The organism is Paracoccus versutus, from assembly GCF_029909795.1.
Lineage (GTDB): Bacteria > Pseudomonadota > Alphaproteobacteria > Rhodobacterales > Rhodobacteraceae > Paracoccus > Paracoccus versutus.
The window spans coordinates 2,537,126-2,555,437 of the sequence record NZ_CP038197.1 but is presented as its reverse complement, the minus strand read 5'-3'; the positions used below and the strand labels follow the sequence as shown (position 1 = coordinate 2,555,437).

Sequence of the window (18,312 nt, the reverse complement as noted above, 5' to 3'; positions counted from 1 at the left end):
CGGACGACATCGCGATGACCTCCTCCGACGCCATTCTCGCGCGGCTCATGCAGCTGCATCCCAAGGTCATCGACCTGTCGCTGGACCGGATGCACCGCATCCTTGCCGCCCTGGGCAACCCGGAGCGCAGCATCCCGCCCGCGATCCACATCGCCGGGACCAACGGCAAGGGCTCGACCCAGGCGATGATCCGCGCCGGGCTGGAATCGGCCGGCAAGCGCGTCCATGCCTATACCTCGCCGCATCTGGCGCAGTTCCACGAGCGCATCCGGCTGGCCGGGGAGCTGATCTCGGAGGCCGACCTGGCCGCGGTGCTCGAGGAATGCGAGGCCGCGAACGCCGGCGCGCCGATCACCTTCTTCGAGATCACCACCGCGGCGGCCTTCCTGGCCTTCTCGCGAACGCCGGCGGATTACACGCTGCTGGAAGTGGGCCTGGGCGGCCGGCTGGACGCGACCAACGTGATCGAGGCGCCGGCCCTGACCGTCATCACCCCCATCAGCATCGACCATACGCAATACCTGGGCGAGACGCTGGCCGAGATCGCCGGCGAAAAGGCCGGGATCATGAAGCGCCGCGTGCCCTGCATCGTCGCCCCGCAGGAGGCCGTCGCCCGCGAGGTGATCGAGCAGAAGGCCGAGCGGCTATTCGCGCCGCTGCGCATCGGCCGGCAGGACTGGGACAGCCGGCGCGAGGGCGACAGCCTGGTCTACCAGGACGAACACGGGCTGATGGACCTGCCCCTGCCCGTCCTGCCCGGCCCGCATCAGATCGTGAACGCCGGCACCGCCATCGCCGCGCTGCGCGAACTGGGATTCGGCCGCATCGAGGCCCGCGCCGCCGTGACCGAGGCCGAATGGCCCGCGCGCATGCAGCGCCTGGGCCATGGCCCGCTGGTCGAGGCGGCGGGGGCCTGCGAGCTTTGGCTCGACGGCGGCCACAACCCGGCCGGGGGCGAGGCGGTGGCGGCGACGCTGGCCGCCCTGCCGCGCCGGCCGACGCATCTGGTCTGCGGCATGCTGAACACCAAGGACGTGGCGGGCTACATGCGGCCGCTGGCCGGGGTGGCGCACAGCCTGACCGCCGTGGCCATCCCCGGCGAGCCGAACACCCTGCCGGCCGAGGACACCGCCGCAGCCGCAACCTCGGTGGGGCTTGCGGCCAGCACCGCCCCGGATGCGCTGTCAGCGGTCGGCCGCATCGCCGCGGATCACCCCGGCGCGCGCATCCTGATCTGCGGCTCGCTTTATCTCGCCGGGCAGGTGCTGCGCCGGAACGGCTAGACCGGCAGGCGATTCGCACCGGCCCCGGCACGGATTGGCCGCGTCCGGCACCGCCTCGGCGGGAATGCCCGGCCGCGTTGACGGTGATGATTGCGATAGGCGCGGGGCGAACGGGCCCGCCATTGATGTGAGCGGTGCCGACCCCAGCAGAGGCTGGGCATTCCGGCAACCGCCATTGGGGCGACCCGCGCGCAGGATGCAACCCCAGGTCACGAAGGCTTCCCATAGGTCTCTCGCGGGGTGGCCCGCGGGGGGAGATCGTCCCGCCGCTCGGGCAATGGCCAGGCGATCGGCAGGAAACCTTGGTCAGCGCCCGTCCAGCATCCGCAATTCATGGGTGCGGCCCGCCTTGACATAGGTCAGCCGTCCGTCGCCGATGGAATTGATCGTGCCGCCGTCGATGCGGTCGCCCAGCCGGACCGTCACCACCTTGCCGCTGCGCAGCCGGATCAGCGCGCGGCTGGCCTTGCCGGCGCCGATGATGCCGATGACCGTGGTGCGGCCCATGTCGATGCCGCGGGCCTGGGTCGCGGCCTTGGCCACCGAGGCCGAGGTCGCGCCCTTGGGCAGGGCGTTGGCGGCGATCTCGGGCTCGTTGTCGATCTCGGGCGGCTTGTAGTCCTGGCGTTGGGCGCGAGCGGCCCGTTCCTCGGCTGCGGCCTGGGCGCGGGCGCGGGCCTCGGCCTGGGCGCGGGCCTCGGCCTCGGCCTTGGCGTCGGCGGCGGCGCGGGCGCGGATGCGCGCCTCGGCCTGGGCCTGCAATTGCTCGTCAAGCTTGCGGCGGGCGGCCAGTTCGGCCTCGCTGGGTCCGGGCGCCGCCGCGGGCGCAGCGGCCGGGGCCTCGGCCGTCGGTGCCGCATCGGGGGCTGCGCGCTCGCCACGCCGGGGCGGCAGGGGCGAGGAAGCCAGCGCCGAAAGCCGCACCCCGCCCGGCGTGGCGGGCGAAGCCGCGACCGCGGCCGAGATGGCGGCCTCGACCGCCCCGTCCGAAACCCCGCCGCCTGCCGAGGCGACGGCCGACGCGCCAGGACGGGCGCGGGGACGGGCCGAGCCACGCAAAAGCCCGCCCGAATCCTGGGCGGGCGCGGCGGCGCTTTCGACATGGTCGGGCTTGTCTGGTGGCGGCGTGGTCGCCGATCTCACCGCGGCGTCGATGGCCGATGGGCTGGCGGCATCGCTGGCCGAACCGGGCTTGCGCTGCGGCCGCGCCTGCGCCAGCCGCTCGCCGCGGGGCGGGGATTGCTGCACGACCAGCCCATCGCGGCCGAGATCGCGGATAAGGTCGCGCAAATGCCCCTGTTCGGCCGGGGTCAGGTCGTCGGCAGACAGGCCCGCGCCCGGAGCCTCGGGGGTCGAGCCCTCGGGGCGCGACGGCGGCCGGGCCGAGCCGCGCAGCATCGCATTGCCGGTCGCGGCGACGGGTTGGACGGCGGGCTCCTGCGCCGGGGCCGGTGTCGGCGCCGGCGTCGACGTCGACGTCGACGTCGGGGCGGCGGGCGGCGCGGCGCGGCTGCGTCCGGGCGGCCGCGCGCTGCCGACGGGCTGGGCGCGGGACTGGCTGGCCTCATAGGGCAGCGGGTTCGAGGGCACGCGCGGCGCAGTATCGGCCCGCGGCGCCGAGGTCTGCGGCGTGCTGCGGCGCGGCGCAAGCTGCGGCCGGGCCGAACTGGTCAGCCCGGCGGCGACCGGCGCGGGCCGGGGCGGCGCGGCAGCGGGGGCCGAGGTCGCGGCAGGCAGCGTGGCGGCCTGGGCGGCGCTGGCCGGGGCGTCGTCCGGCGCGGGCGCGGCGGGCTCCGGCGCCGCTGCTGGCGCGGCGCTCTGCGCCGCGGGCGGCACCACGGCAGCTGCGACCGCCGCAGCGGCGACCATGACCCGGCGCCGTTCCTCCTCGGTCAGGGCCGAAAGCGGCGCGGCTGCAGGCTCGGCCGCTGCGCGCTGCTCCGGCGCCGGGGCAGGCGCGGGCTGGGACGCTGGCTCAGGCGCAGCCTCTGCCGGGGCAGGCTCGGTCGCGGCCGACGGAGAAGCGGTCGGTGCGGGCGTGGGTTCCAGTGCGGGTTCCGGCGCGGGTTCGGCTTCGGCCGGGGCGGCGGCCGCCGGCACCTGCTCGGCCGGGGCGGCTGCGGCAAGCTGCGCTTCCTGCCGGTCCGGCACCAGGAAGGCCCAGATCAGGATCAGCCCGACGACCAGCGCGCCCAGCATGGCGATCAGCCCGGCAAGCCCGCCCCGTTCGCCGGGACGGCGGGGCTGAACCGGGGCGGCGCCCGCCGGTCGGGGGGCACGACGGGCATCGGCCGCGCGTTCATGCACGGCGCGGGCCCGCGGGTTCAGCGCGGCGCCGGCCTGCGGCACGGCTTCGGGCCGCGCGTCGGGTCCGGCCTCCGGCGCAGCCGCGTCAGGCTGGTCCGGCTCTGCCGCTTCGAGCGCCTCGGAAACATCGTTTTCCGCTGGGGCAGCCTCCTCAGGGGTCGAGGCCGGATCAGCCCCCTCAGATTCCTCGGATTTTTCGATGTTATTTCCGATGAATACCGCAGCTTCCTCGGAAAACCCGACCCTCTCGCCCGGCTCCGCCTGCGGGGCCGGATCGTCGCCAGCCTCCCCGTCAGCCGCCGGCTGGGGCGCATTTTCCGCCGCATCCTCCGGCGCCTCGGAACCATCGCCGTCGAGATCCAGCGCGTCCTGGGTTTCGGCCGGCTCTTCCTCGATCAGCAGCGCCGAGGCCGTCACGCCGGCCTGCGCCGGATCGACCTGCGGGCGGCTGCGCGGCGCCGCCTCCAGCACGAAGACCGGCTCGCCCGGATAAAGTCCCGCGGCCGGCGCGGCGCAGTATCCCCGCCCATCGAACCCGTATTGCCGGGCGAAATCGCCGGCCTCGCGCAGGGTCTGGCGGGCCACGGCGGCGACGCGGACGCTGTCGCCCTCGCCCTGCCAGTCGAAGGCCAGATCCTCGATCGCATAGGGGGTCAGCCCGTCCAGCGCGCGGCCCACCGCATGGTCGCGATCCGCACCCGGCGCGACCGTCAGCGTCGTGTAGAGGATCTGGTCGTCGGGAATGATCAGCACGACGGGCAGCACCGCCTCGTCCCCGGTGGCCATGGCGCGCAGCCGCGCCAGCGCGTCGTGAAAGTCGGGCGAGGCGAAATCGACCGAGCCCAGATGCCGCCAAGCCCCCGGCGCGACGCCGTCCTGCCCCTGCGGGCCCCGCTCGCGACGTTCCAGATGCACGGCATCCTCGCTGAAGGAGAGTGCGTATTCGGTGACGGAATCAAGCGACATCGACAGGCTTTGCTTTCGGTTCCGGGCGCCCTGGGCTGTCCCGGACGCATCTTCGTGATTGATGGTTCTGAACTAGCCCAGAACGCGATCCGTGAAAAGCCGAACACCGGATTGTGACGCATCCCGGAACGCATTTGCGGCGTTATGGGGGCTCGTGAAGACAACCGCGCAAGGGCAAAGCACCCGATGCGCCAAGGAGTAAGACCCGATGCCCCGATTCCGACCCCTGCTGGCCGCCACGACGCTGATCGTTCTGGGCGCCGGCCCGCTGCTGGCCCAGACCGCCCCGGCCGACGCGCCGCCGCCGCCCGCGCAGATGGGACATCACATGATGAAACATGCAGCCCCCTTCGCCAAGCTGACCGTGACCGGCACCGGCCATGCCACGATCCAGCCCGACATGGCCACGATCACCCTGGGCGTCAGCACCCGCGCCGCCACCGCGGCCGAGGCGATGACGCAGAACGCCGAGCAGCAGGCCAAGGTCATCGAGACGCTGAAGGCCGAGGGGATCGAGGCGCGCGACATCCAGACCTCGGGGCTGAACCTGTCGCCGGTCATGGATTACTCGGACCAGGGCCAGCCGCCGAAGCTGACCGGCTATGGCGCGCAGAACAGCGTGACCGTGCGGGTGCGCGACATCGCCGGGCTGGGCGCGGTGCTGGACAAGCTGGTCGCCTCGGGCGCCAACGAGATCAGCGGCATCGCGTTTTCGCGCGAGGACATGGCCGAGGCCGAAGACCAGGCCCGCAGCGAGGCCGTGGCCGAGGCGCGCCGCCGCGCCGAGGTGATGGCCGAGGCGGCGGGGATGCGGCTTGGCCGGCTGATCTCGCTTTCCGAGGCACCGACGGGCGGCGGGCCGCGCCCGATGATGGCCATGCGCGCCCAAGCGGCCGGCTCGGCCGATACGCCCATCGAGGCGGGCGAGCTGGCCGTCAGCGCCGATGTCACCGCGGTCTTCGCCATGCGCCCGGCCGATGCGCCGCAAGGCGGCGAGCCGCCCGAAGGTGAAATCACACCCGAGGGCGAAATCGCACCCGAGGAGCCCCCGGTCGAGGCTCCGGCGAACTGATCCCCCGACGGGCGGCGCAACGATGCGCCGCCCTTTCCGGTTCAGGCCGTGGCAGCCGCCAGCGCCTGGTCCAGGTCGGCGATGATGTCGGCCGCGTCCTCGATCCCGATCGAAAGCCGCACCACGTCCGGCCCGGCGCCGGCCGCGATCTTCTGCTCGTCGGTCAGCTGGCTGTGCGTGGTCGAGGCGGAATGGATCACCAGCGAGCGCGCATCGCCCAGGTTCGCCACATGGCTGAAGAGCTTGAGGTTATCCACCAGCTTCACCGCCGCGTCGTAGCCCCCCTTGATCGCAAAGGTGAACAGCGCCCCCGCCCCCTTGGGATAGACCCGCCGCGCCGTCTCGTTCCAGGGCGACGAGGCAAGGCCGGCATAGGTGACCGAGGTCACGCGCGGATCGTTTTCCAGCCATTCCGCGACCTCGAGCGCGTTCTCGACATGGCGGGCCATGCGCAGGCCCAGGGTCTCGATCCCCATCAGCGTGTAATGCGCGGCCTGCGGGTTCATGGTCATGCCCAGGTCGCGCAGCCCGATGGCGATGCCGTGGAAGGTATAGGCCAGCGCGCCGAAGGTTTCGTGGAACTTCAGCCCGTGATAGGCGGGCTCGGGCTGGGACAGGCTGGGGAACTTGTCCGAGGCCGACCAGTCGAACCGGCCCGAATCGACGATGGCCCCGCCTGTCACCGTGCCGTTGCCGGTCATGTATTTGGTCAGGCTGTGGACCACCAGCGTCGCGCCCAGCTCGATGGGCTTGCACAGCCAGGGCGTGGCCAGGGTGTTGTCGACGATCAGCGGCAGGCCGGCCTGCTCCGCGACCTTGGCCACCGCCGGGATGTCGGTGACATAGCCGCCCGGATTGCTGATCGATTCGCAGAAGATGGCGCGGGTGTCGTCGTCGATGGCGGCGCGCAGCGCGTCCAGGTCGTCCAGGTCCACGAACTTGCACGACCAGCCGAAACGCTTGATGGTCTGGCTGAACTGGGTGATGGTGCCGCCGTAAAGCCGGGTCGAGGCGATCAGGTTCCGGCCCGGCCCCATCAGCGGGAACAGCGCCATGATCTGCGCCGCATGCCCCGAGGAACAGCAGACCGCGCCGGCCCCGCCCTCCAGCTCGGCCACCCGCGCCTGCAGCGCGGCGACGGTGGGGTTGGTCAGGCGGGAATAGATATAGCCGACCTCTTGCAGGCCAAAGAGCCGCGCGGCATGGGCGGCGTCCTGAAAGACATAGGCCGTGGTCTGATAGATCGGCACCTGCCGCGCCCCGGTCGCCGGGTCGGGCGCGCTGCCTGCATGGATGGCGGTGGTGTCGAAACCCCAATTCTCGGACATGGAAACTCTCCCCTTCTTCGGGCAGAGACTAGGCGCAAGCGGGCGGCGAAGGGAACAGCAAACCCGCCGCGAAACGCCGGAAAAGCCGGCCGTCCCGCTGGGCAGGCCCCTGGGGCGCGTGATTTCCCCCGCCGCTTCGCGAAAGGACCGGGCTGCGACGACAAGCCCACCCTTGCGGGTCCGCGCGCGGCGCATGAAAAAGCCCGCCGATGTCCGGCGGGCCTCGCGCATCCGCCGGGCCGAGGGCTCAGCGGCATTCAAGCTGCACGTTGACCGGGTTCGGCACCAGTTCCAGCATCGCCCCCGAAGAGGCGTCGACGCCCGCGCCGATGATCCCGCCGACCAGCACGTTGCCGGCCATCGCCGCGCCGCCGCCGCCGGCCACGCGGTTGGTCACGCGGACCTGCTGCGGCTTGCAGCGGTCCTTCGTCACCGCGACGTTCAGCTCCGACTTGCGCGGAACCTTGAAGCTGCAGGGGGTATTCTCGCAGGTCTGCCCGTCGCTGAGCCTGACCTGGGCCCCGCCGGGGGTCGAATTGACGACAAGCACGTCCTTCGTCCCGCGGGTGATGGTGGCGCAGCCTGCCAGAGAAAAGGCCGCGCAAAGCGCAAAAACACGTCCGATCATGGGAAACCTCTCAACAAAGTGAGAAGGCTTTATTGTCTATTTTGTCTGACTACAAGATATTCCTCGGTAGCCGAGCGTTTCGACAGTATTTCATGGAAACCCTGCCATCACCCCGTATTTTCCAAGGTGAAAGAGGGTATCCGGCCGATGAAAATGCCCGAAAAGCGCAGAAATACGCCAAGAGATAAGGCGCTTTCCGACAGAGAAAGCGGCATTATTATCCATTTTGCGTAAGTATGCATCACGGCAGATGGCTGGCCTCTCACCCCGGCTGGCGCCGCTTGGCGGACCAGGGCGGCCTTGAGCCAAGGCTAGGCGGTGACACGCCAACCATGAATCGCCAAGATGCCGCGACGGTTTCTTCCAGATTTTCAGGGGATGAAAATGGTGCGGTCGAGAAGACTCGAACTTCCACTCCGGTTAAGGAACAGCGACCTCAACGCTGCGCGTCTACCAATTCCGCCACGACCGCACTTTCGTAGGCTCGCGTCTCATAGACGCTTGCGCGGCGGATGAAAAGGGCATTTTTTTCACCCGCCGCGCGAATTTTTTTCACTCGGCCGCGACCGCCGCCTGCGGGGTGTAGTTCAGGATCGGCGCCAGCCAGCGCTCGACCTCGCGCACCGCCATCCCCTTGCGGTCGGCATAGTCCAGGACCTGGTCATGCTCGACCTTGGCGACGCCGAAGTAATAGGCCTCGGGATGGCCGATATAGAGGCCCGAGACCGAAGCGCCTGGCCACATCGCCATCGACTCGGTCAGCTCGACCCCGGTCGCCGCAGTCGCGTCCAGCAGCCTGAACAGCGTGACCTTTTCGGTGTGGTCGGGCTGGGCGGGATAGCCGGGCGCCGGGCGGATGCCCTTGTAGGGCTCGGCGATCAGTTCCTCGGGGGCGAAGCTTTCGTCGGAATAGCCCCAGTATTGCCGGCGCACCCGCTCGTGCATCATCTCGGCCAGCGCCTCGGCGAAACGGTCGGCCAAGGCCTGCACCAGGATGGCCGAGAAATCGTCATGCGCGGCCTTGAAGCGCTCGGCGATCTGCTGCTCTTCGCCGCCCGCCGTCACCACGAAGCCGCCGACATAGTCGCGATACCCCTCGGGGGCGACGAAATCGGCCAGCGCCACGTTCGGGCGGCCGTCGCGCTTGCTGACCTGCTGGCGCAGCGTGTGCAGCGTCGCCAGTTCCGCCGCCCGGTCCTCGCCGGTGAAAAGCCGGATGTCGTCGCCGACCCGGTTCGCCGGCCAGAAGCCGACGACCGCCCGCGGCCGGAACCATTGCTCGTCGATGATGCGCCGCAGCATGGCCTGCGCATCGGCGAAAAGCTGGCGCGCCACCTCGCCCTGCTTTGCGTCCTCCAGGATGCGCGGATAGACGCCCTTCAGCTCCCAGGTCTGGAAGAACGGGGTCCAGTCGATATAGCGCGCGATCTCGGCAAGGTCGAAATCCTCGATCACGCGCGGGCCCAGGAACTCGGGCGCCTTGGCCTCGAACCCCGACCAGTCGACCCGCAGCGCATTGTCGCGGGCGACGGCCAGCGGCAGGCGTTTCTTTTCCGCCTCGGCGCGGGCGTGCTTGTTGGCCACATCCATGTATTCGGCACGGATAGTCTCGACATAGGCGTTCTTCTGGCCCGAGAGCAGGCTGCCCACCACCCCCACCGCGCGGCTGGCATCGGTGACATAGACCGCCTGCCCCTTCGCATAGCGCGGATGGATCTTGACCGCCGTATGCACGCGGCTCGTGGTCGCCCCGCCGATCAGCAGCGGAATGTCGAAACCCTCGCGCTCCATCTCGCTCGCGACATGCACCATCTCGTCCAGGGACGGGGTGATGAGGCCGGACAGGCCGATGATGTCCACCTTCTCGGCCTTGGCGGTTTCCAGGATCTTGGTCGCGGGCACCATCACGCCCAGGTCGATGATCTCGTAATTGTTGCAGGCCAGCACGACGCCGACGATGTTCTTGCCGATGTCGTGGACATCGCCCTTGACCGTCGCCATCAGCACCTTGCCGGCGCTGGAGGAACCGCCCGCGCCGCCCGCCGCGGCCTTCTCGGCCTCCATATAGGGCAGCAGATGCGCCACCGCCTGCTTCATCACCCGGGCCGATTTCACCACCTGCGGCAGGAACATCTTGCCGGCGCCGAACAGGTCGCCGACGACGTTCATCCCCGCCATCAGCGGGCCTTCGATCACATGCAGCGGGCGTTCGGCATTCAGTCGCGCCTGCTCGGTGTCCTCGTCGATATATTCGGTGATGCCGTTGACCAGGGCGTGCTCCAGCCGCTTCTCGACCGGCCATGTGCGCCAGGTCAGATCCTTTTCGCGCGCCTTGGCCCCGCCTTCGCCGCGGAACCGCTCGGCGATCTCCAGCATGTTTTCGGTCGCCGTGCCGCCGGCCTTGGGCTTGCGGTTCAGCACCACGTCCTCGCAGGCCTCGCGCAGGCCCTCGTCGATCTGGTCATAGACCGCAAGCTGGCCCGCGTTGACGATGCCCATGTCCATCCCCGCCTGGATGGCGTGATACAGGAACACGGCATGCATCGCCTCGCGCACCGGCTCGTTGCCGCGGAAGCTGAAGGAAAGGTTCGAGACCCCGCCCGAGACATGCACATGCGGCAGGGCCTGGGTGATGCGCCGGGTCGCGCCGATGAAATCGACGCCGTAATTGTCATGCTCCTCGATCCCGGTCGCCACGGCAAAGATGTTCGGGTCGAAGATGATGTCCTGGGGCGGAAAGCCGACCTTGTTGACCAACAGGTCATAGGCGCGCGAGCAGATCTCGACCTTGCGGTTCTCGGTATCGGCCTGGCCGGTTTCGTCAAAGGCCATCACCACCACGGCCGCGCCATAGCGGCGGCAAAGCCGGGCCTGGGTCAGGAAGCTCTCCTCGCCCTCTTTCAGCGAGATCGAGTTCACGATCGCCTTGCCCTGGACGCATTTCAGCCCGGCCTCGATCACCTCCCATTTGGAGCTGTCGATCATCACCGGCACGCGGGCGATGTCGGGCTCGGCGGCGATCAGGTTCAGGTAGTCGATCATCGCCTGCTTCGAATCGATCAGCCCCTCGTCCATGTTGACGTCGATGATCTGGGCGCCGTTTTCCACCTGGTCGCGGGCCACGTCCAGCGCGGCGGCATAGTCGCCATTGGTGATGAGCTTGCGGAACCGGGCCGAGCCGGTGACGTTCGTCCGCTCGCCCACGTTCATGAAGGGGATGTCGTCGGTCTTGACGAAGGGCTCCAGCCCCGACAGGCGCAGGCGCGGCTCGATCTCGGGGATCTCGCGCGGCGGCAGCTCGGCCACGGCGCGGGCGATGGCGGCGATATGCTCGGGCGTCGAGCCGCAGCAGCCGCCCACCACGTTCACCAGCCCCTCGCGGGCGAACTCGGCGACCTGCGCCGCCATCTCCTCGGGCGATTCGTCATACTGGCCCATCTCGTTGGGCAGGCCGGCGTTGGGATAGGCGCAGATCAGCGTGTCGGCGACGGCGGAAAGCTCGGCCAGGTGCGGGCGCATGGCGGCGGCGCCAAGCGCGCAGTTCAGGCCCACGGTGATCGGCGCGGCATGGGACATGGAATGCCAGAAGGCGGTCGGCGTCTGGCCCGACAGCGTGCGGCCGGAAAGGTCGGTGATGGTGCCCGAGATCATCACCGGCAGGCGCTGGCCCTTTTCCTCGAACACCTCCTCGCAGGCGAAGATCGCGGCCTTGGCGTTCAGCGTGTCGAAGATGGTCTCGATCAGGATCAGGTCGGCGCCGCCGTCGATCAGCCCGCGGATCTGCTCGGCATAGGCGATGCGCAGCTCGTCGAAGGTGACGGCGCGGTAGCCGGGATTGTTCACGTCCGGGCTGATCGAGGCGGTGCGGTTGGTCGGCCCCAGCGCGCCGGCAACCCAGCGCACCCGCCCGTCCTCGGCCGTGGCGCGGTCGAGCGCCTGCCGCGCGATGCGGGCGCCGTGCAGGTTCAGGTCATAGACCGCCGCCTGCATGCCATAGTCGGCCTGCGCGATGGTGGTCGAGGAAAAGGTGTTGGTCTCGACGATATCCGCGCCCGCCTTGGCATAGCGATAGTGGATCTCCTCGATCGCCTTGGGCTGGGTCAGGTTCAGCAGGTCGTTGTTGCCCTGCTGCGGATGCTCGCCCGGCGCCGGCGGATGGCAGCCGCAGGCGCAGCCTGTGCCATGGCCGGCGAAATCCGCCTCCTTCAGGCCAAGCTGCTGGATCTGCGTCCCCATCGCGCCGTCGAGGATCAGGATGCGTTCGCGCGCAGCCGCGCGCAGGGCGTCGAAGACGGGGGAAAGGGGCAAGGTCATGGTCCAGGGTCCGCGCGTTTCATCAAATGTGCTGTATAGCCGCAGACAGGCATTTAGTGAAATTCAACATCCGCACAATGATCTTGCATCGGATTCATGATCCGGCCCGCGGATTCGTCATCTGCCCCGCTTCTTCGTTGCAGAAATACCCTCGGGGGCGTGGGGGCAGACAGCCCCCACCGCGAACCGATCCGCCGGAACCGCCCCCGCCCCCTTGCGACGGCCCGCGGCCGGGAATATCTCACCGCCCATGACCGAATGGATCACCGCCCCCGGCCTCACCGATTATCTGGAAGCCGTCGCCTTCATGGAGGCGCGCGCCGCCGCCGTCGCCGAGGGCCGGGCGGACGAGCTGGTCTGGCTGGTCGAGCACCCGCCGCTCTACACCGCCGGCACCTCGGCGCGCGCGGCCGACCTGCTCGAGGCGCGCTTTCCGGTGCATGCCGTCGGCCGCGGCGGGCAATACACCTATCACGGGCCGGGCCAGCGCGTGGTCTATGTCATGCTGGACCTGAACCGCCGCGGCCGCGACGTGCGCGCCTTCGTCAAGGCCCTGGAATCCTGGGTCATCGACGCGCTGGCCGAGTTCAACCTCAAGGGCGAGATCCGCGACGGCCGCGTCGGCGTCTGGATCGCGCGCCCCGACAAGGCGCCGCTGCCCGACGGCTCGATGCGCGAGGACAAGATCGCCGCCATCGGCGTCAAGCTGCGCCGCTGGGTCAGCTTCCACGGCATTTCGATCAACGTCGAGCCGGACCTGGGCCATTACGCCGGCATCGTGCCCTGCGGCATCCAGGGCCATGGCGTGACCAGCCTGGTGGACATGGGCCTGCCCGTCGGCATGGACGACCTGGACCTGGCGCTGCGCCGCAGCTTCGCGCGCAATTTCCCCCCGCTCGGCGGCTGATTTTCGCCCTGCGACATATTCACCCTTCACGGTCCTGCGACCTTTTTCCGGTGTTCGGACGGCTTGACGCATGATAGCCCTGTCAAGGCGGGAGGCGGAGAGGTCCGCTCCCCCGGAAAAAGCGATTACCCAAGAGGAAACGCGATGAAGATCAGCATCTATGCCACTCTCGCCGCCCTGTCCCTCGCCCTGCCCGCCGTGGCCCAGGAAGGCGACGCCGCCAAAGGCGAGAAGGAATTCAACAAGTGCAAGGCCTGCCACATGGTCCAGGCACCGGACGGCACCGACATCGTCAAGGGCGGCAAGACCGGGCCGAACCTCTACGGCGTCGTCGGCCGCAAGATCGCCTCGGTCGAAGGCTTCAAATACGGCGACGGCATCCTTGAAGTGGCGGAAAAGAACCCCGACATGGTCTGGTCCCAGGCCGACCTGATCGAATACGTCACCGATCCCAAGCCCTGGCTGGTCGAGAAGACCGGCGATTCGGCCGCCAAGACCAAGATGACCTTCAAGCTCGGCAAGAACCAGGCCGACGTGGTCGCCTTCCTGGCCCAGCACTCGCCCGATGCGGGTGCCGAGGCGGCCCCCGCCGAAGGCGCCGCGAACTGACCGGCGACCCCCGGAACGGCGCGCCCCTGCCTGCGGCAAAACCGCGCAGGGGCGCGACTTTTAGTCCCTTCTTCGCATTGCGAGGGGTAGGAATGTGGGCTAGAAACTTAGCGAGTCCGCTGGCCCTTGGGCCGGCCAGCCGCATGTCTAGGGAGTCCACGCATGGCAGACGCAGCCGTTCACGGCCACGGTGACCATCATGACACCCGCGGGTTCTTCACCCGCTGGTTCATGTCAACAAACCACAAGGATATCGGTATCCTTTACCTGTTCACGGCCGGCATCGTCGGTCTGATCTCGGTCTGCTTCACCGTCTATATGCGGATGGAATTGCAGCATCCCGGCGTGCAATACATGTGCGTCGAGGGCGCGCGCCTCATCGCCGACGCCTCGGCGGAATGCACGCCGAACGGGCATCTTTGGAACGTCATGATCACCTATCATGGGGTGCTGATGATGTTCTTCGTGGTCATCCCGGCCCTGTTTGGCGGTTTCGGCAACTATTTCATGCCGCTGCATCTCGGCGCCCCGGACATGGCCTTCCCGCGGCTTAACAACCTCAGCTACTGGATGTATGTCTGCGGCGTGGCCCTGGGCGTGGCCTCGCTGCTGGCGCCGGGCGGCAACGACCAGATGGGCTCGGGCGTGGGCTGGGTGCTCTATCCGCCGCTCTCGACCACCGAGGCCGGCTATTCCATGGACCTGGCGATCTTTGCCGTCCATGTCTCGGGCGCCAGCTCGATCCTGGGCGCGATCAACATCATCACCACCTTCCTCAACATGCGCGCACCGGGCATGACGCTGTTCAAGGTGCCGCTGTTCGCCTGGTCGGTCTTCATCACCGCCTGGCTGATCCTGCTGTCGCTGCCGGTGCTGGCGGGCGCCATCACCATGCTGCTGATGGACCGCAACTTCGGCACCCAGTTCTTCGACCCGGCCGGCGGCGGCGACCCGGTGCTCTACCAGCATATCCTGTGGTTCTTCGGCCACCCCGAGGTCTACATCATCATCCTGCCCGGCTTCGGCATCATCAGCCACGTCATCTCGACCTTCGCGCGCAAGCCGATCTTCGGCTACCTGCCGATGGTGCTGGCCATGGCGGCCATCGGCATCCTGGGCTTCGTGGTCTGGGCGCACCACATGTATACCGCCGGCATGTCCTTGACCCAGCAGGCCTATTTCATGCTGGCCACCATGACCATCGCGGTGCCGACAGGCATCAAGGTCTTTTCCTGGATCGCGACCATGTGGGGCGGCTCGATCGAGTTCAAGACGCCGATGCTCTGGGCCTTCGGCTTCCTGTTCCTGTTCACCGTCGGCGGCGTGACCGGCGTGGTGCTGAGCCAGGCGCCGCTGGACCGGGTCTATCACGACACCTATTACGTCGTCGCCCACTTCCACTATGTGATGTCGCTGGGCGCCGTCTTCGCGATCTTTGCCGGGGTCTATTACTGGATCGGCAAGATGTCGGGCCGGCAATACCCGGAATGGGCCGGCAAGCTGCATTTCTGGATGATGTTCATCGGCTCGAACCTGATCTTCTTCCCGCAGCACTTCCTGGGCCGCCAGGGCATGCCGCGCCGCTACATCGACTATCCGGTCGAGTTCGCCTATTGGAACAACATCTCGTCGATCGGCGCCTATATCTCCTTCGCCTCCTTCCTGTTCTTCATCGGCATCGTGTTCTACACGCTCTTCGCCGGCAAGCGCGTGAACGTGCCGAACTACTGGAACGAACACGCCGACACGCTGGAATGGACCCTGCCCTCGCCGCCGCCGGAGCATACCTTCGAGACCCTGCCCAAGCGCGAGGACTGGGATCGCGCCCAGGCGCATTGATCCCGCGCATTGAACGATGCCCTACGCATGGCATGACGCGGCCCCGGAGCAATCCGGGGCCGTCTGCTTTCGGCTCGAGATCTGGCCGCACCGCTCACTGTCCCGGCAGGGCTTCGTCTGGGTCATCGGGCTGGCCGCCGCGGGACTGGCGCTGCCCCTGCTGGCAGTGGTCGGATCGAAGGTGCTTTGGGGGCTCCTGCCCTTTGCCGCCCTGGCGGTCTGGGGGCTATGGCAGGGCATCGCGCGCAGCTATGGCGCGGCGCATGAGGTGATGCTGGTCGGACGCGACCGCCTGATCCTGACCCGCAGCGATCCCGGACGGCCGGACCGCATCTGGCAGACCAACCCCTATTGGGTGCGCACCGCCCTGCGCCAGAACGGCCCGGTCGAGGATTACCTGGTGCTGACCGACGGCCAGCGCGAGGTCGAGCTGGGCGCTTTCCTTTCGCCCGAGGAGCGAGTGGCGCTGCGGGACGATCTGGAGCGGCGGCTGGCCGAGCTGCGCTAGATGGGCCGGCCTGGCCGTCGCAGGCCATGGCTGCAGAACAGGTCAGCCGTCGACACGAATCGCCTTGTTTTCCGGGCCATAGGAGCGGTCCCCGATCACGACCGCCTTCCACAGCGCGCGGCATGCGCAGCTTCAGCCTCGTGCCCGGCTGGGCCAGGTCCGGGCGAACATAGCCCAGGCCGAGGGACTTGCCAAAGGCCCGCGACCCGCCGCCCGACCCTTTCGCCGGCCGCATAAGGCGCCTGGCGCCCCAGCGTTAGGCGTCAGGCGGCCGCTCAGCCGGATCACCTCTTTGCGGCGGATAGCCCCTGCAGGCATCGCCTGCTCAGTTGAACGCCTTCTCCAGATCGACGAAGCGGTCCAGCCCGGAGCGGCACCGCATCGCGGCCGAGGCGCGATAGCCCCTTTCCTCCCGCGGCCAGTTCTGCACCCGCCGACCCCCTCCAGCCCATGCCTTTCGCGACCCGCCGCTCCCGGGGACGGCCGCCGAACGCGGCCAGATCCCAATTCGCCCATACAGGCAACGCAGATGGCGCGGACGGGGCACATGCCCGGCGCAATATTGCGCATCGGCCGTCAACACGTCGCGCTCGACCGGCAGCGTCACCCCGCGCGGGCCAGGTGCAGCGCGATGCTGCAGCCCACGGCACCGCCTCCGACCCCAAGGGCCAGCACGGGGGTTTTCACGGCGAGCCCCTGCCCCGGCTTCCCCGCCGATCAAATGCCGGAACGACGCGCGGCACTGCCGTTCCCCGCGACACGATCCTGGCAAGGAAACGACATGAGACATCCGGGCCGTCAGGCCAAAACGCCCCGGAAAACCGGGGCGCCAGGGTCACAGCATCGAGGGCACCACCAGGTCCGGTGGCCGGTGGCCATCGGCGAAAGTCTTGATATTGATGATGACTTTTTCACCCATCTCGACCCGCCCCTCGATCGTGGCCGAGCCCATATGCGGCAGCAGCACGACATTGGGCAATTCGCGCAGGCGGGGGTTGATCTCGTGCCCATGCTCGAAGACGTCAAGGCCGGCGCCGGCGATCTCGCCCGCGCGCAGCATCCGGGTCAAGGCATTCTCGTCGATCACCTCGCCGCGCGAGGTGTTGATGATCACGGCCGAGGGCTTCATCAGCTTCAGCCGCCGCGCGTTCAGCAGGTGGAAGGTCGAGGGGGTATGCGGCGCGTTCACCGAGACGATGTCCATGCGCGCCAGCATCTGGTCCAGGCTTTCCCAATAGGTCGCCTGCAACTCGGCCTCGATCTCGGGGCGCAGGCGGCGGCGGTTGTGGTAATGCACCTGCATGCCGAAGACATTCGCCCGCCGCGCCACCGCCTGGCCGATGCGGCCCATGCCCAGGATGCCAAGGCGCCGCCCGCCCAGCCGCCCGCCCAGATGCGCGGTCGGCGACCAGCCGTGCCAGCGGCCGGCCTGCATCTCGGCCATGCCCTCGGGCAGGCGGCGGGTGACGCCCAGGATCAGCGCCATGACCACATCCGCGGTGTCCTCGGTCACCACACCCGGCGTGTTGCTGACCAGGATGCCGCGCTGGCGGGCGGAATGCACGTCGACATGGTCCACGCCCGCGCCGTAATTGGCGATCAGCTTCAGCTTGTCGCCGGCCTGGGCCAGCATGGCCGCGTCGATCTGATCGGTGATCGTCGGCACCAGCACGTCCGAGACGCGCATGGCGGCCACCAGTTCCTCGCGACTCATCCGGTGGTCGTCGGCATTCAGCGAAACGTCGAAAAGCTCGGACATCCGGGTCTCGACCGCCTCGGGCAGCCGCCGGGTCACGGTAACTTTAAGGCGCGAGCGGGTCGGATCGGTCGCATGAACGGCGGGCATGGTCGCTCCTCTCTTCCAAAGCCGGGCGGCTTTTGGCAAAGTGCCCGCGATGCGGGGCAGGCACAAGACCCCGAAAAAGCAGGACGGGCAGATGAAGCAAGGACAGGTCTGGCTTGGCGCCGCGATACTGGCGACGGTGGCGTGCTTGGGATCGGCGGCGCTGGCGCAAACCACCGATCCGGGCGAAACGCTGGACGCCAAGCAGATCCCCGGCCTGTCCGCCGATGCGACGATCAGCCGCCACCAGGACGGCCGGCGCGACCCGAATCGCGGCTCTGTCACCAACCTGCCGCTGCCGCGCTATGTCAGCCTGAAGGGGGGCGAGGGCAACGCCCGGCGCGGCCCCAGCCTGTCGCATCGCATCGACTGGGTGTTCCGCCATGCCGGCATGCCCTTGCGCGTGGTGGCCGAGTTCGGCCATTGGCGCCGGGTCGAGGACCAGGACGGCGCCGGCGGCTGGGTGCATTATTCGCTGCTGTCGGGCGTGCGCACCGCCATCGTGACCAAGGACATGCTGGACCTGCTGGCCCGCCCCGAGCCGCGCGCCGAGGTGGTGGCGCGGGCCGAGGCCGGCGCCATCGTCCGGCTGCACGAATGCAGCATCGACTGGTGCCGGGTCTCGGGCGGCGGGGAAAAGGGCTGGGTGCCCAAGACGACGATCTGGGGCGTCGACCCGGACGAGATCCGCGACTGAGACCCGCGCGC

12 protein-coding genes and 1 tRNA gene are annotated in these 18,312 nt (G+C 68.8%); 7 read left to right on the top strand and 6 right to left on the bottom strand.

What is annotated here, in order from left to right:
• The first annotated feature begins 14 nt into the window (after positions 1-14).
• The gene (locus E3U25_RS23955; RefSeq protein ID WP_116222873.1) at positions 15-1,283 is read left to right on the top strand and encodes a bifunctional folylpolyglutamate synthase/dihydrofolate synthase; all 1,269 of its coding nucleotides are present in this window, start codon (positions 15-17) and stop codon (positions 1,281-1,283) included.
• 306 nt (positions 1,284-1,589) lie between these two features.
• On the opposite strand, the gene E3U25_RS23950 is transcribed toward E3U25_RS23955, so the two are convergent.
• A complete protein-coding gene (locus tag E3U25_RS23950; protein WP_166435606.1) occupies positions 1,590-4,556 on the bottom strand; it encodes a hypothetical protein in 2,967 nt (988 codons plus the stop codon).
• Between the two features lie 208 nt (positions 4,557-4,764).
• Between E3U25_RS23950 and E3U25_RS23945 the strand changes: the two genes are divergently transcribed.
• Positions 4,765-5,628 carry an SIMPL domain-containing protein gene (locus E3U25_RS23945; RefSeq protein ID WP_114537171.1) on the top strand — a complete coding sequence of 288 codons (864 nt, stop codon included), beginning with the start codon at positions 4,765-4,767 and terminating at the stop codon, positions 5,626-5,628.
• Positions 5,629-5,669: 41 nt separating this feature from the next.
• On the opposite strand, the gene E3U25_RS23940 is transcribed toward E3U25_RS23945, so the two are convergent.
• The 4 genes from E3U25_RS23940 to metH all read right to left on the bottom strand — a co-directional run bounded on the left by E3U25_RS23940 (position 5,670) and on the right by metH (position 11,898).
• Positions 5,670-6,956, bottom strand: coding sequence for an O-acetylhomoserine aminocarboxypropyltransferase/cysteine synthase family protein (locus E3U25_RS23940; RefSeq protein WP_072461540.1), 1,287 nt, complete (start codon positions 6,954-6,956; stop codon positions 5,670-5,672).
• 247 nt (positions 6,957-7,203) lie between these two features.
• The gene (locus E3U25_RS23935; protein WP_036751685.1) at positions 7,204-7,584 is read right to left on the bottom strand and encodes a hypothetical protein; all 381 of its coding nucleotides are present in this window, start codon (positions 7,582-7,584) and stop codon (positions 7,204-7,206) included.
• Between the two features lie 385 nt (positions 7,585-7,969).
• Positions 7,970-8,056: transfer RNA gene (locus tag E3U25_RS23930), tRNA-Leu, on the bottom strand.
• An 80-nt stretch (positions 8,057-8,136) separates the two neighbouring features.
• Positions 8,137-11,898 (bottom strand): methionine synthase, encoded by a 3,762-nt coding sequence (gene metH, locus E3U25_RS23925; protein WP_116222874.1) that lies wholly within the window; start codon positions 11,896-11,898, stop codon positions 8,137-8,139.
• Positions 11,899-12,148: 250 nt separating this feature from the next.
• Between metH and lipB the strand changes: the two genes are divergently transcribed.
• The 4 genes from lipB to E3U25_RS23905 all read left to right on the top strand — a co-directional run bounded on the left by lipB (position 12,149) and on the right by E3U25_RS23905 (position 15,761).
• Positions 12,149-12,805 (top strand): lipoyl(octanoyl) transferase LipB, encoded by a 657-nt coding sequence (lipB, locus tag E3U25_RS23920; RefSeq protein ID WP_116222875.1) that lies wholly within the window; start codon positions 12,149-12,151, stop codon positions 12,803-12,805.
• Between the two features lie 144 nt (positions 12,806-12,949).
• Entirely contained in the window at positions 12,950-13,414 is a 465-nt protein-coding gene (locus tag E3U25_RS23915) for a c-type cytochrome (protein ID WP_116222876.1), read from the top strand.
• A 162-nt stretch (positions 13,415-13,576) separates the two neighbouring features.
• The gene (ctaD, locus tag E3U25_RS23910) at positions 13,577-15,253 is read left to right on the top strand and encodes a cytochrome c oxidase subunit I (RefSeq protein ID WP_036751695.1); all 1,677 of its coding nucleotides are present in this window, start codon (positions 13,577-13,579) and stop codon (positions 15,251-15,253) included.
• A gap of 16 nt (positions 15,254-15,269) precedes the next feature.
• Positions 15,270-15,761, top strand: coding sequence for a DUF2244 domain-containing protein (locus E3U25_RS23905; RefSeq protein ID WP_116222877.1), 492 nt, complete (start codon positions 15,270-15,272; stop codon positions 15,759-15,761).
• Between the two features lie 835 nt (positions 15,762-16,596).
• Here the strand turns inward: E3U25_RS23905 and E3U25_RS23900 are convergent.
• On the bottom strand, positions 16,597-17,607 hold the full coding sequence (locus tag E3U25_RS23900) for a 2-hydroxyacid dehydrogenase (RefSeq protein ID WP_036751699.1): 1,011 nt from the start codon (positions 17,605-17,607) through the stop codon (positions 16,597-16,599).
• A 91-nt stretch (positions 17,608-17,698) separates the two neighbouring features.
• Between E3U25_RS23900 and E3U25_RS23895 the strand changes: the two genes are divergently transcribed.
• The gene (locus tag E3U25_RS23895) at positions 17,699-18,301 is read left to right on the top strand and encodes an SH3 domain-containing protein (RefSeq protein ID WP_243786219.1); all 603 of its coding nucleotides are present in this window, start codon (positions 17,699-17,701) and stop codon (positions 18,299-18,301) included.
• The last annotated feature ends 11 nt before the right edge of the window (positions 18,302-18,312 follow it).

Coding starts and splice junctions, on each gene's coding strand:
- E3U25_RS23955 (WP_116222873.1), top strand. CDS start 15: ATGACCTCCTCCGACGCCATTCTCGCGCGGCTCATGCAGCTGCATCCC.
- E3U25_RS23950 (WP_166435606.1), bottom strand. CDS start 4,556: ATGTCGCTTGATTCCGTCACCGAATACGCACTCTCCTTCAGCGAGGAT.
- E3U25_RS23945 (WP_114537171.1), top strand. CDS start 4,765: ATGCCCCGATTCCGACCCCTGCTGGCCGCCACGACGCTGATCGTTCTG.
- E3U25_RS23940 (WP_072461540.1), bottom strand. CDS start 6,956: ATGTCCGAGAATTGGGGTTTCGACACCACCGCCATCCATGCAGGCAGC.
- E3U25_RS23935 (WP_036751685.1), bottom strand. CDS start 7,584: ATGATCGGACGTGTTTTTGCGCTTTGCGCGGCCTTTTCTCTGGCAGGC.
- metH (WP_116222874.1), bottom strand. CDS start 11,898: ATGACCTTGCCCCTTTCCCCCGTCTTCGACGCCCTGCGCGCGGCTGCG.
- lipB (WP_116222875.1), top strand. CDS start 12,149: ATGACCGAATGGATCACCGCCCCCGGCCTCACCGATTATCTGGAAGCC.
- E3U25_RS23915 (WP_116222876.1), top strand. CDS start 12,950: ATGAAGATCAGCATCTATGCCACTCTCGCCGCCCTGTCCCTCGCCCTG.
- ctaD (WP_036751695.1), top strand. CDS start 13,577: ATGGCAGACGCAGCCGTTCACGGCCACGGTGACCATCATGACACCCGC.
- E3U25_RS23905 (WP_116222877.1), top strand. CDS start 15,270: ATGCCCTACGCATGGCATGACGCGGCCCCGGAGCAATCCGGGGCCGTC.
- E3U25_RS23900 (WP_036751699.1), bottom strand. CDS start 17,607: ATGCCCGCCGTTCATGCGACCGATCCGACCCGCTCGCGCCTTAAAGTT.
- E3U25_RS23895 (WP_243786219.1), top strand. CDS start 17,699: ATGAAGCAAGGACAGGTCTGGCTTGGCGCCGCGATACTGGCGACGGTG.